7 protein-coding genes are annotated in these 14,043 nt (G+C 37.8%); 1 reads left to right on the top strand and 6 read right to left on the bottom strand.

Features of this window, described 5'->3' with window-relative positions; genetic code table 11:
* Window positions 1–728 precede the first annotated feature (728 nt).
* The 3 genes from PVV63_RS06835 to carB form a co-directional block, all read right to left on the bottom strand.
* The gene (locus PVV63_RS06835) at window positions 729–1,931 is read right to left on the bottom strand and encodes a pyridoxal phosphate-dependent aminotransferase (protein ID WP_273791216.1); all 1,203 of its coding nucleotides are present in this window, start codon (window positions 1,929–1,931) and stop codon (window positions 729–731) included.
* Window positions 1,932–2,253: 322 nt separating this feature from the next.
* On the bottom strand, window positions 2,254–2,463 hold the full coding sequence (locus PVV63_RS06830; RefSeq protein ID WP_012754908.1) for a cold-shock protein: 210 nt from the start codon (window positions 2,461–2,463) through the stop codon (window positions 2,254–2,256).
* A 245-nt stretch (window positions 2,464–2,708) separates the two neighbouring features.
* Window positions 2,709–6,194, bottom strand: a complete 3,486-nt coding sequence (carB, locus tag PVV63_RS06825; protein ID WP_273791215.1) for a carbamoyl-phosphate synthase large subunit — start codon at window positions 6,192–6,194, stop codon at window positions 2,709–2,711.
* 819 nt (window positions 6,195–7,013) lie between these two features.
* Between carB and PVV63_RS06820 the strand changes: the two genes are divergently transcribed.
* On the top strand, window positions 7,014–7,538 hold the full coding sequence (locus PVV63_RS06820; RefSeq protein WP_273791214.1) for a methylated-DNA--[protein]-cysteine S-methyltransferase: 525 nt from the start codon (window positions 7,014–7,016) through the stop codon (window positions 7,536–7,538).
* Here the strand turns inward: PVV63_RS06820 and PVV63_RS06815 are convergent.
* The 3 genes from PVV63_RS06815 to PVV63_RS06805 form a co-directional block, all read right to left on the bottom strand.
* Entirely contained in the window at window positions 7,535–9,856 is a 2,322-nt protein-coding gene (locus PVV63_RS06815; protein ID WP_273791213.1) for an ATP-binding protein, read from the bottom strand. The two genes, PVV63_RS06820 and PVV63_RS06815, sit on opposite strands and share 4 nt — an antisense overlap.
* Window positions 9,857–10,141: 285 nt before the next feature.
* Window positions 10,142–12,769, bottom strand: a complete 2,628-nt coding sequence (gene pepN / locus PVV63_RS06810) for an aminopeptidase N (RefSeq protein WP_273791212.1) — start codon at window positions 12,767–12,769, stop codon at window positions 10,142–10,144.
* A gap of 73 nt (window positions 12,770–12,842) precedes the next feature.
* Entirely contained in the window at window positions 12,843–13,682 is an 840-nt protein-coding gene (locus tag PVV63_RS06805) for a uracil-DNA glycosylase family protein (protein WP_273791211.1), read from the bottom strand.
* Between the last annotated feature and the right edge of the window lie 361 nt (window positions 13,683–14,043).

The following is a 14,043-nucleotide window of genomic DNA, read 5'->3' as shown; positions in this document are numbered from 1 at the left end:
GATTTTATCTCTGAAGATTTTCCAAATTTGCCGGACAATATGTCCGGCTTTTTTTTATTATTTTTGAAAGAGTCCTTAGAAATTGCAATATATGGGAAGATGATAAGGAAAAAATTTCGAAACTTGTGGATATCCAACAATTTTTTAAGAATACTAAAATTCAATGAGGAGTTTAAGAGAGATTTATCCTGTTATACCATAAAAGTCTGTCTTTTAGGGGTGTGATATAAAATATTTAAAACCTTATACATGAAGTGCTTTTTATTAGAGTGTGAGGTGAATATTTAAGGCAGGTCTTGTTCATAAAGCCTATGAAGTAAATCAAGTAGTTATTAGATAGAACTTAAAGGAAACTGGATTGCTTACACAACGATGGGAGGTGGCTTCTTCTTCATTTTAGGACGAAGAAGAAGCCGAGAAATAGAAGAGATTTTATTGTAAGGGCCTTTGATTATAAGGGCAATTGTGTTTAAAAGCGCTCGGTCTTTTTTAGAGTTATAAATTGAATGGAGAAAGCAGAATAGGTTTTTCATCTCTTATGATAATAGACCGATTCATTTATTTGATAGCTAGATTTTTTTGATCTTTATCTACAGCCTCTATTTTTGTGTTTATTCATAGATATTTTTGCTGAATCGATAGATTTAGACCATGACACAGTTTCCGATATTTTCTCGGATATACTGACATTCGGTAAAAACAATCACAAGAGATGATATTTAAAAATTTTAAATTAGACTGTTGCAAAAGCGCTGTATACGTATACAAGCTTCTTCAAGTAATTCTTCTGATGTTGCATAAGAAATACGAAAAGCTGATCCAAGTCCAAAAGCAGATCCTTGGACGACAGCAACAGCTTCTGTTTCTAGAAGCGCTATGGCAAAGTCCTCATCATTGGTAATACATTGGCCGTTAGGTGTTTTCTTTCCAATAATTCCGGAGCAAGAAGGATAAACGTAAAAAGCACCCTCAGGCGTTGGACAGTGAATGCCAGGAGCTTGATTTAGCATGGAGACAACGAGATCACGGCGTGTTTGAAAAATACTTTTATTTTTAGCAATAAAGTCTTGTGGCCCGTTGAGTGCTTCAACCGCAGCCCATTGTGAAATGACACTTGTTCCAGATGTTTGCTGTCCTTGAATGGTATCCATGGCTTTAATTAATTCTTTTGGTCCGCCTGCATAGCCGATTCTCCATCCCGTCATCGCATAGGCTTTAGAAACACCATTCATTGTGAGTGTACGCTCATAAAGCGCTGGTTCTACTTGAGCTGGAGTAACAAAGGTAAAACCCTCATATGTGAGATGTTCATATATATCATCGGAAAGGATATAAACATGAGGATATTTTACTAAAACATCTGTGAGTTTTTTCAATTCATTATGTGTATAAGCAGCACCTGATGGATTTGAAGGAGAGTTAAAGATGAACCATTTGGTTTTGGGGGTAATGGCAGCTTCTAGCTCTTGGGGTTGGAGTTTATAAGAAAATTCGGCTTTTGTTTCTAAAAAGACAGGCTTACCATCGTTGAGTGCGACCATTTCTGGATAACTAACCCAATAAGGGGATGGAATGATGACCTCATCTCCTTTATTCAAAGTTGCCATGAATGCATTAAAGAGAATTTGTTTTCCACCGGTACCAACAATAATTTGTTCTGGTTGGTAAAGAAGGTTATTTTCTCTTTTAAACTTTGCAGAAATTGCTTGGCGCAATTCTGGAATTCCAGATATGGGAGGGTATTTTGTTTCTCCTCTTCGAATAGCTTCAATAGCCGCGTTTTTGATGTTGTCTGGGGTATCAAAGTCTGGCTCTCCAGCACTTAAAGCAATAACATTGCGCCCTAATGCTTTTAAATGGCGGGCCTTTTGAGAAGCAGCTATTGTTGCAGAAGGTTTGATAAGAGACAGTTTGTCGGCAATAAAAGCCATAATTTTAAATCCTTATATTATATCAACAAATGGTTATTGCTTTAAGGATATTCTATAAGAGATTATATTGTATGCAATAAAAAACTTCTAAAATACTCTTACACGGGCTTTATATTCTTCTTTTTTGAGATTTCACAAGATAATCTCTTTGTAGATTTTATGAAAGTTTTGAGGAAGTATAAGGGGGGGGGGTGATAAATTGTGCAAAGGAGATAAGCAGTCTTTTATGTTAACAAGGTAAAATGATGCTTTATACAAAATAAAAAAAATCTTCGTCATTACAGACGAAGATTTTTAAGTAAAATATTGCAGAATTTAAACTTTAAAGGGCAGCAAGGTTACCAGCGGCAAATTTTCCTGAACGACGATCTTGAAGAACATCATAAGAAATTTTTTGCCCTTCATTAAGACTGTTTAGACCAGAACGCTCGACAGCAGAAATGTGTACAAATACATCTGCACTACCATCACTAGGTTGAATGAATCCGAAACCTTTTGTTGTATTAAACCACTTAACTGTTCCTGTAGACATAGGAAACTCCTTAGAATATATAATTATATTGAGTATTGAAGCTTTCATTTCTTCAATACGGTTGTAGATCGAAATTAGGTGGGAGAAGTTTCGTCGAAAGTGCAGATTGCACAGGAAAGAAAGTCACGTAACCGAAAATTCGATGAAACCTCTATAAAAGTTTTTGGAACAAAAAGCAAGTCTTAATCAATTTTTATATAAAGAAAAAATAAGAAAACAGTGTACATTTTGTTAAGTAGAAAAATTCAACTGAAATAACTTTGTAGTGAACGTACTTCAAGGCGCCTTTTTTTGAGTGCTTTGATCGCTTCTACAACGGCTTCGGCTCCAGCTATTGTTGTATAATAGGGAACATTTTGCATGAGGGCTGCATAACGTAATGATTTTGAGTCTGAGATGGCACTGGCCGTGCTAGTTGTATTAAAAATCAATTGAATTTTGCGATTACGAATAGCGTCTTCAATATGGGGGTGTCCCTCTAGAACTTTGTTAATTTTTTTTGCTTCAACGTGGTGTTCGGTGAGAAATTTTTGTGTTCCACTTGTGGCGACAACAGAAAAGCCAAGCTCAGTTAAACGTTTTACAGGATTTAAGATGCGTTTTTTATCTTCATCTCTTACAGAAACGAACAAAGTTCCCTCTTTAGGGAGTTTTACACCAGCTCCAAGTTGGGCTTTAGCAAAAGCAAGCGAAAATTCATAGTCAAGTCCCATAACTTCACCGGTTGAGCGCATTTCTGGACCAAGAAGTGTATCAACACCTGAAAAACGAGCAAAAGGAAATACTGCTTCCTTGACGGCAATATGTTGTTTTTTTTGCAAAGAAGGTAATCCACCATAAGCCTGAAGAGCATCATGAAGCGTTTCTCCTGCCATAATACGTGCAGCCATTTTAGCAATAGGGCGACCAATCGTTTTTGCAACAAATGGGACAGTACGTGAAGCACGGGGATTGACTTCTAAGACATAAATGGTGTCATCTTTTATAGCATATTGTACATTCATTAAGCCGCGAACATGAAGTGCTTGTGCTAATGCTTTGGTTTGGCGCTCTAATTCAGTAACTATTTTATTTGAGAGCGTATGGACTGGTAGAGAACATGCTGAATCACCAGAGTGGATACCAGCTTCTTCAATATGTTCCATAATACCAACGATTAGTGTTTCGTTACCATCACATAGACAATCAACATCTACTTCAATTGCTTCTGTTAAATAGGTATCAAAGAGAAGCGGATTTTTACCAAGCAATATATTGATTTGTCCTGTTGTGTCGTTAGGATAACGGACTTTGATATCTTCTGAAATTAATTCAGGGACACTCTCAAGTAAATAATTTTGTAAGCTACGTTCATCACGAATAATTTGCATAGCACGTCCTCCTAAAACATAAGAGGGACGTACAACCAAAGGGAAGCCTAGTTCGTGGGCAATGAGGCGTGCTTGTTCAATGGAGTGGGCAATACCATTTTGAGGTTGTGTTAAATTAAGTTTAAATAACAGTTTTTGAAAGCGGTCTCTATCTTCTGCTAAGTCGATAGCGTCAGGTGAAGTACCTAGGATGGGGATATTGTGTTTTTCTAGAGCGCTTGCCAATTTCAAGGGTGTTTGTCCGCCAAATTGGACGATGACTCCAACCAAATCTCCTTTTTCCTGTTCTGCTTCTAAAATAGCGATAACGTCTTCTGTTGTTAAAGATTCAAAGTAAAGGCGATCAGAGGTATCATAGTCGGTTGAAACTGTTTCAGGATTACAGTTAATCATAATCGCTTCAAATCCTGCATCACGCAGTGCAAAAGCAGCGTGGCAGCAACAGTAATCAAATTCAATACCTTGCCCAATGCGGTTTGGTCCACCGCCTAAAATAGCAATTTTTTTGCGTTCAGAAACGTGTGCTTCCGAGTGCTCTACACCTGCAAAGGGAACTTCATATGTTGAATACATATAGGCTGTAGGAGAAGAAAATTCAGCGGCACAAGTATCAATCCGTTTGAAGACGTGTTTAACATTCAGTGATTTACGTAAAGCAGCGATATAATCGGGTTCTTTCCCTGTAAGGGAGGCTAATCGCGCATCTGAAAAGCCCATAGCTTTTAACATACGTAAATTATCTGCGTCTTGGGGTAATCCATGAATGCGGATACGCTGCTCCATTTCAATGATGGAGGCTATTTGTTCTAAAAACCACGGATCAATTTTGCTAATTTGGTGAATCTCATTTAAGGGTAAGCCTGTGCGCATGGCTTGAGCAATATAGCGTAGACGATCAGGGCTTGGTATGGCAATGGCTGAGCGTATAGAACTTTTTTCATCACCTTCAGCATGCTCTGGAATCACAATTTCATCAAGACCCGTAAGCCCTGTTTCAAGTCCACGGAGTGCTTTTTGTAACGATTCTTGAAAAGTGCGTCCAATTGCCATGACTTCTCCTACAGATTTCATCGCAGTTGTGAGGACAGGTGATGAACCGGGAAATTTTTCGAACGCAAAACGAGGAATTTTTGTCACAATATAGTCAATAGAAGGTTCAAATGATGCTGGTGTTGCACCACCCGTGATATCATTTTTTAATTCATCAAGTGTATAACCAACAGCCAGTTTAGCCGCTACTTTGGCAATGGGAAACCCCGTTGCTTTTGAGGCAAGCGCTGAAGAGCGAGAAACACGCGGATTCATTTCAATAACAATGAGGCGCCCATTTTCAGGATTGACAGCAAACTGTACATTGGATCCCCCCGTTTCAACACCAATTTCGCGCAAAACAGCAATCGAAGCATTACGCATACATTGATATTCTTTATCGGTTAAGGTGAGAGCAGGTGCTACAGTGATCGAATCACCGGTATGAATCCCCATTGGATCAATGTTTTCAATAGAACAAACGATGATACAGTTGTCGTTCTTATCACGAACAACTTCCATCTCATATTCTTTCCACCCTAAAACACTTTCTTCAATTAATACTTCTGTTGTTGGTGAAGCTTCAAGCCCACGTTCAATAATTTCATAGAATTCAGAGCGGTTATAAGCGATTCCACCACCAGTTCCACCAAGGGTGAATGAAGGACGAATAATAGCTGGAAGCCCAACAACATCAAGAGCTTGAACTGCTTTTGCTGTTGCATGAGCGATATAATGTTGTTTGCGATCAGCTTCGGTATGTCGCCAGTTGCGCTCAAGTTCTTCGAGTGCTTTGTCAAGCGCAGCACCAGAAAGCTTTGCTTTAAGTTCAGCACACGTTTTTGCGTGTTGTTGGCGATTTTCTTCTTTCAGTTCTGTTGCATTGGCTAACATAGAGCGTGGCGTTTCCAAACCGATTTTTGCCATCGCTTGGCGGAATAAAGCACGATCTTCAGCTTTATCAATAGCATCAGCATTGGCTCCTATCATTTCAACATGGTAGCGGTCTAAAATACCCATACGCTTTAATGATAAAGCAGTATTGAGGGCTGTTTGTCCTCCCATAGTGGGCAAAAGGGCATCGGGACGCTCGTGAGCAATAATTTTGGCAACTATTTCAGGAGTAATGGGCTCTATATAAGTTGCATCAGCTAGATCTGGATCTGTCATAATCGTGGCAGGATTAGAATTTACCAAAATAATTCGGTAACCTTCTTCTTTTAATGCTTTACAGGCTTGAGTGCCTGAATAATCAAATTCACATGCCTGACCAATGATAATAGGTCCTGCTCCGATGATAAGAATAGATTTTATATCTGTGCGTTTGGGCATGACTTTTTCCTATGACAAATATCTGTGTGCGATTGTTGTGGGCAAAATATTTTAGTTCTGAGGCTACCGTCATTTTATAAGTTAAGTGACAAAGAAAGTAAGCATTAAAATACCTTTTCCATGCTTTTTTTCATAAAATTGAAGATAAATTTCTTTTTTGAGTTGAGTCATCTCGTCAGTTTATCAAAAGTATGACCTTTGATAAAAAATAATAACAGTGCTCCAACAAATTAGAATATTCAAGCATACTGTGGAGCATAAAAAGCCGGAACATCTTTCCAATCCATTGCCGGCATACTTTCTTTGTGTTTTATGACGTTTTTTGCTTAAGAGAGCACGCGCTTTTTCTGTTGCTTGTAAAACATAAGCTATTATTTATGGTTCGATGGGATTTCGTAAAATAAAATGGGAAGCTTATCGTGTTGTTTCGTAAAATACTGCCGTTTAGAGTTGTGATATAAGGTATGAAAATTTACCACATTAAGGTGTTTTTGTTAGAGTGTATGATAGAATTCAGAGCAGGATTTGTCTGTAGAGAGCTTATGAAATAAACCATATCAAATGGGTTCAGTTGGAATCTGTTATATAAAAAGCAAGATTGTTGATAGATCCGGTTCTGGTCGAAGTTTCCGTTTTAGGGTAGGAAGACAGTCAATCTATGTATCTTTCCATTTCATAAAAGGGTGAGAGTGTATTTTAATACAATGGCTAAGGATATAATTTCAGAATGATTTTGTTTGTTTTTAAAAGATAGTGAATACTCTCCTTTTACTTTATGGATGATGTTCAAGACTTATTTAAAATATAAAGAAGGCTAAAATGCTGAACATTTCCCAAACGAGAGTATTCTGTCTGAAAGATGTATCAATAGGAAAGCTTTTGGTGGCTAGGTCTCAAAAAGGGATCTGTCATATAGCGTTAGGAGACACTATAGAGCAATTATTACAGGAGTTTACGATACGCTTTGGTGATGCACAACAAGTTGTAGGTGACAATACATTTAAGAGAGAAGTTGCTCATATTATAGCCATGATAGAAACACCTAAGCTGGTAAAAAAATATAATTTTCCCTTAGATATAAATGGTACAGTTTTTCAACGACAAGTATGGGCAGTATTATGTGATATACCATGTGGTGAAACAATTTCATATGAGATCTTAGCGTGCCGTATTGGTATGCCGAAAGCTTTTCGTGCCGTTGCTCATGCCTGTGCACGTAACGAATTGGCTATTATCATTCCGTGTCATCGTGTTGTGCGTAAAAATGGTTTTATTTCAGGGTATCGTTGGGGGGAAAAACGGAAACAGATTTTACTACAACGGGAACAAAATGGAAAAATTTAACTTTGTGTGATGGGCATTATAATCGTTACAGTTGTTCCTTTCATTTCTTTTGAAGTAATTTCAAGTTTTCCTTTGTGGAGTTCTAGCAAGGAGCGTGAAATGGCTAATCCAAGACCTGAGCCCGTATGAGATTTAGTGAGCTGATTTTCGACTTGTTCAAAAGGTTGCCCAAGTTTTTTAATTGCTGATTGGGGAATACCAACGCCTGTATCTGTAATTTTAAAAATAAGGTTATTTTTTTTCTTGAAAGCGCAGACATCAATATTTCCGCCAGAAGGCGTAAATTTAACGGCATTAGAGATGAGATTAAGGAAAATCTGTTTCATTGCACGACCATCAACTTCAGCATGAAGTTCTGGGGTAATGTTTGTTGTAACCACAATATTTTTTTCTTGAGCTTGAGGTGTTAGTGTTCGTACTGCTTCACTAATGATGGGCTCAAGATCGGTATTTTTACAATCAAGCGTAAATCTTCCTGCTTCGATTTTTGACATATCAAGGATGTCATTGATAAGGGTTAGAAGATGGGTTCCTGAATTGTAAATATCATGCATATATTCCTTATAGCGTTGTGAACCAAGAGGACCAAAAGTCGATTGCAACATGATATCTGAAAAACCAAGAATAGCATTCAGAGGCGTGCGCAATTCATGAGACATATTGGCTAAAAATTCTGATTTAGCCTTATTAGCACTTTCGGCGCGTTCTTTTTCTGCTTTCAAACTTTTATTAAGTTTTTCAACTTCTGTTGCGCGTTGTTGAGCACTCCCTCGCGCGCGCTTGAGTTCTTGAATGAAAGAAAAAAGACGCCTTTCACTGTCTTCAAATTTTTCCTGTTGTTGTTTAAGCTCAGAAATGTCAGTACCAATACAAACCAATCCTCCATCTTGGGTTCGTCGTTCGTTAATTTTGAGCCAACAACCATCTGCCGTTTGGCGAATACTGGTTAAGTTACCAGTACCATCATCTTTAAGGGGATATTCACTGAGTGCAGGGCGTGCCATGGCTTCGACCGTTGCACGTTGGATACCTGATTGGAGAATTTGTTTAGGAATAGCGGCATATTCGCAAAATTTGCTGTTGGACATGACTAAACGTCCTTCAGCATCCCACAAGACGAAAGATTCTGAAATGTTTTCAATCGCATCACGGATACGAAGGTCGGCTTGCGCTGTTTGTTCAGCCAATTGTTGCTGTTCACTAATATCGAAGGAAATACCAACCAAATGGGGTTCTTCTTCTTCAGTAACTTCGGCACGAATGCGCATCCATACATAATGACCATCAGCATGACGCATAGGAACGTTAATATCGATATGCTTCTTTTTACCGCTCATTAATTCCTGAGCAAGATCAAAAAAATTCGCATCATTTGGATTGATAATGGCGCTAATTTGGGAAATTGAGAGCAGTGCATCTTGAGGGACATAGCCGAGCATTTCGTACATTGCTCGTGACCAGTAGACACGTCCACTTGCCATATTCCAATCCCATAGTCCACAGCGTCCACGCATCATTGCCATATCAATACGGTTTTGAATTTTTTCTGAAACAAGATCTGTTTTGCGTGCTCGTACAATTTGGTTGTAATAAGCATAAAGAAGAGCGAGGATAACGCCACTAGTTCCAATAAACATGGTTATATTTAACGAGAGAGCTTTCCGCCATTCCATGTAAATATGTTGCATTTTTTCACTGATGAATACCCCATATTGTCCATTTTCTGTTTGCTGAAAGGAAGCGAGAGCAGGAATATCTTTTCCTATTGTAATTTTCATGATTCCAGCATGTTTTCCTAGAGCTTGTAAAGCAATGCTTTCAGAGGTAAAATCCTGTAAGGGTTTTCCTAAGACAATCTCGGAACTTGATGAAGCTAGGACATTGCCTTTTTGATCGACAATAGCAATAACAGCGCTGGTTTTTATAAGACCTTTGTTACGAAAATTAGTCAGGATATTTTGTAAATGATTATGAGAAAGAACAGCAGTTTTTCCTTGTCGAGTGGCTGCAAGTAAGTCACGGTCAATCGTATTGGTAATATGAGAAGCTAAGAGAGTGATGGTAGAATGCGTGTTTTTATCAATTGTGTTGCGCCAATCATAGATTGATAGGAAACGGATCGCTGCTAGCGTAACAAGAAATGCAAGAATTACAAATGGGAGTGAACGTCGCAGCCAAGGTTCAATAAAAAGAAGTTTTTGATAGGCAAGACCAGAAAACAGATTGGTACGCTCTGTCCGCTCCTTGCGACTTTGAGCGCTTGATTTTGAATCAGCATACACCTCCCTTGGCGCATTATATGCGTCCAATTTAGCCATCTCGCGTTCCTTTAATTCTGGAATAATGTGATTTAAAAACTGCTTCGATATTCATAGTAACCCCATCGAGTGCAATGAATCAAAACAGGAGTCTTCTGTCCAGTCTTTTTTTTAAAAAAATAATTTTACTTTTATAATTTTGGAATATGAAAAGAAAAAAGCACTTTAAACGTGACCTATAAACAGGCTTAGATTACCTGTTTATAGGTTTAATGATGATCGAATAGTTTATAGAATTTATTTTAAAAAATATTATAGCATATTGATTTAAAATAATTTTTTGTTTTAAGTGAGCAGACGATTAATGATATCAGCAACATCGCTTGATAATTTTGGCGCAACAGCAATCATTTTTAATTCAGTTTCAAGTTTTTGTTGTCGAATAGGTTCTAATTGTCGCCAAGAGCGCATCATTGTTAATAATCGTGAAGCAAGCTGTGGATTTTTTTTGTCAATTTCCAAAATGACTTGGCAAAGAAAATGATAAGACGCTCCATCCATCCTATTAAAGCCCGTGAGATTGTTAGAGGCAAAAACACCGATTAGGGAACGTACACGATTAGGATTATCTTGTGAAAAAAGCGGATGTTGCATGAGCTTTTGAACATTCTCGAGTGTTGATGTTCCAGCAACCATTGCTTGAATAGAAAACCATTTATCCATGACCAAAGGGTCATGCCGATAGCGGTTTTCAAAATCATTTAAGGCATTTTGTGCCTGCTCACTTTCATTAAAACGCTTCACGAGAACAGCGATACTAGCCATACGGTCAGTCATATTATCAGCTGTTGCATATTGTATAGCAGCTCGATTTGGATTGGCTTCAGCAATGGAAAGGTAATCCAGTATGATATTCTTTAATGCTCGTTTTCCAGCTTGTGCAGTGTTTGGTGAATAGGGCTCTTGGGTTTGCATTTGTCCATAGAATTTTGTTAAGAGCTCTTGATGAGTTTGTGCAAGTGAAGCTAAAAACTGATTGCGGATATAATGAATACGATCTGGGTCAATATTTTTACCGATTGTATGAGCAAGCTCAACTTCACTAGGTAAATTTAAACAGAAGGCACGAAATTCAGGCTCTAAGGTTTCATCTGTTATGATCGTTTCAATCAGCTTTAGCAAAGCAGAAGAGAGAGTTGCTTTTTCTTGTGTTTTATCTTGAATGCTTTGAATCAAAGCTTGCGTCATTAAATGATTAAGAGATTGCCAGCGATTGATGTGATTGTCATCATGTTGTGCAAGAAAAATAAGTTCTCTTTCATTGAATGGAGTGTGTAGAATGATTGGTGCTGAAAAGTCCCGCAGCAGTGATAAAACGGGTTTTTCACGCAGTCCCTTTAATGTAAACGTTTGGCTTTCCTTGGATAAAAGCATAACATCTGATTGAATATCTGTATCTGCTTCATAGGTGAGGTTTTCTCCGTTAGGTCCTAACAAGCCAAATACGATAGGGATAAGCATGGGCTTTTTTGTATTTTGTTGTGGGGTTGCGGGAATATGTTGCTTTGCATGAATTGTTAAAACACCATCGCTATAATGACTATCGATTTCTACATTGGGTGTTCCTGCCTGTTCATACCATAGCATGAATTGGGAGAAGTCTTGACCAGACACTTCAGCAAAACAGGTAATAAAATCTTCAATTGTACAAGCTTGTCCATCATGACGTTGAAAATAAAGATCAGTGCCTTTACGAAACAGAGTAGGACCTAAAATAGTTCGTATCATGCGAACAACTTCAGCACCTTTTTCATAAACAGTTGTGGTGTAAAAATTATTAATTTGGCTATATTGACGAGGACGTACAGGATGCGCAAGAGGTCCTGCGTCTTCTGCAAATTGCGTTGCTTTTAATGCTTTTACATTTTCAATTCTCTGTAGGCTGCGTACATTTTGATCTGATGAAAATTCCTGATCACGATAAACAGTGAATCCTTCTTTTAAACAGAGTTGAAACCAATCGCGACAGGTAACACGATTACCGCTCCAATTATGGAAATATTCATGTGCAATGACACGTTCAACATTTCTATAATCCTGATCGGTTGCTGTTTCAGGATCGACAAGAACATATTTATCATTAAAAACGTTAAGGCCTTTGTTTTCCATTGCTCCCATGTTAAAGTCGGACACAGCAACAATATTGAAAACATCAAGATCATATTCGCGTCCGAAACATTGTTCATCCCAACGCATGGAACGTTTAAGAGCATCCATTGCATAGGTTGCGCGTTCGGTTTTTCCTTTTTCTACATAGATACCAAGCTCAATACGTCGTCCAGATACAGTTGTAAAATGGTCTTCTAACTTATCAAGATCTCCACCTACTAAAGCAAAGAGATAAGATGGTTTGGGATAAGGATCTTCCCAAATGGCAAAATGGCGATTATTCTCTAAAGTTCCTGTTTCCACCAGATTACCATTGGAAAGCAAGATTGGGATTGTTTGGGAATCTGCTTCAATTTTCACTCTATAGGTAGAAAGAACATCTGGGCGGTCGTAAAAATAAGTAATACGACGAAAACCTTCCGATTCGCATTGTGAGCAATAAACACCATTTGAAAGGTAAAGCCCCATAAGTTGGCGGTTGCTTTCAGGATTCAGTTCTGTAACCAATTTCAATGTAAAAGGAGCCGTTGGTGGCGTTGTAATTTCTAAACGTGAAGGCGTCACTTTATAAGTGTTTGGGGCTAATATCTCATCATTAATAGAAACGGAAATTAAAGTAAGATCATCACCAGAAAGAACAAGAGGTGTTAATTCTTTTGTATCGTGACGGGATTCAATAGACAATATGGCTGTAACATAGGTTTTTGTCGGTGCCAATTGGAAAGAAAGTTGTGTTTTAGGGATAACGTAAGGGGTTGGTTGGTAGTCTTCCAAACGATAAATAGATGTTATTGGCTGTTTCATAGCTTTTTCCCATTTGTATTTTAAGAGTTAAAGAAGGGTGTGTTAATTTTAGAAGCAAGATAGGATTAAAGAATTACAAAAGGCTGTCGAGGCGATTTTTTACTTCTAAGAAGTCTATCCATGTAAGCTTCTTTTGACTAGGGGTTCTAAGAAGGTAGGCTGGGTGGAAAGTTGGCATAACAGGTATTTTTATATTATCCTCGCTTTCATAGATATGCCATTTCCCTCTTGTTCGGATAATTCCATTTTGAGATCCAGTAAGAAACTGTGCAGCAACACCTCCCAGTGCTATAAGAACACGAGGACGCGCTAAATAAATGTGCCGTTCAATAAAAGGGCGGCACAAGGCAACTTCTCTTGGTGTTGGTGTACGATTTCCTGGTGGACGCCAAGGAATAGTGTTGGCAATGTAAACATTATTTCTTGTTAAGCCAATTGATGCGAGGATTTTATTAAGCAACATCCCAGCTTTTCCCACAAAAGGAATTCCTTGTATATCCTCGTCTCGTCCTGGTGCTTCGCCTATAAGCATTAGGGGGCTTCCTGCTGTTCCATCTGAAAAACAGGTATTTTTTGCTGTCAATTTTAATGAACAGCCATTAAATGCAAGGAGAGCAGATTTTAATTCATCAAGTGTCTTGGCACTTTTTGCACTCTCTATAGCTGTGGATTCATTTTGTATAGTCCTAGAGTTATGCAGCTGATGATGATCTAATTTTACGGTTGGAGATGTTTTGGGAGATGCTTGTTGATTATGAGAAATGTTCACGACAGATATTAATTTTCTCTCTGAACAAGCAGACTGCTTAAAACGATCAATAGGAAAATCCGTCAGAACGGCATCCGCACCACTTTCTTTATAAAAGTTTAAGAGTTCTTCATAGGAAATTGAGCACGGCGTTTGATTTAACATTTTACTTTTTCTAATGATCTAGCGATTATAGATCAAACAAAATTATCCTTCAAGTTTTATTAAATGTATTCGCTAGCCATTAATGTATAAGAACGCTGATAGGATTCTCTCTTTTCACAAAAAAGGCAAATCGTAAAATGCGAGTGTTCGCGATTATATACATCTTTAAATGTACAATTTGTTTAAATTGCGCTATTTCAACTTTTTAAACAGACTAAACTCATTCATAATAAAAGATTTTTTTACTGAATGCAAGTGGTGTTATAATATTTGTTATCATTGTATTATATATTTAATACTTAATTAAAGTTACTTTTGTAGTATTTTATTTATAAAATAAAGTATAAATTTTTTTATTATT

It is taken from the genome of Bartonella sp. CM31XJBT (assembly GCF_028618555.1).
Classification (GTDB): Bacteria; Pseudomonadota; Alphaproteobacteria; order Rhizobiales; family Rhizobiaceae; genus Bartonella.
Note: the sequence above shows the minus strand (reverse complement) of the source record. Positions and strands in the feature narration are given on the sequence as shown.

Excerpts from the sequence above, each read along its gene's own strand:
- PVV63_RS06835 (WP_273791216.1), bottom strand. The coding sequence starts at position 1,931 with ATGGCTTTTATTGCCGACAAACTGTCTCTTATCAAACCTTCTGCAACA.
- PVV63_RS06830 (WP_012754908.1), bottom strand. The coding sequence starts at position 2,463 with ATGTCTACAGGAACAGTTAAGTGGTTTAATACAACAAAAGGTTTCGGA.
- carB (WP_273791215.1), bottom strand. The coding sequence starts at position 6,194 with ATGCCCAAACGCACAGATATAAAATCTATTCTTATCATCGGAGCAGGA.
- PVV63_RS06820 (WP_273791214.1), top strand. The coding sequence starts at position 7,014 with ATGCTGAACATTTCCCAAACGAGAGTATTCTGTCTGAAAGATGTATCA.
- PVV63_RS06815 (WP_273791213.1), bottom strand. The coding sequence starts at position 9,856 with ATGGCTAAATTGGACGCATATAATGCGCCAAGGGAGGTGTATGCTGAT.
- pepN (WP_273791212.1), bottom strand. The coding sequence starts at position 12,769 with ATGAAACAGCCAATAACATCTATTTATCGTTTGGAAGACTACCAACCA.
- PVV63_RS06805 (WP_273791211.1), bottom strand. The coding sequence starts at position 13,682 with ATGTTAAATCAAACGCCGTGCTCAATTTCCTATGAAGAACTCTTAAAC.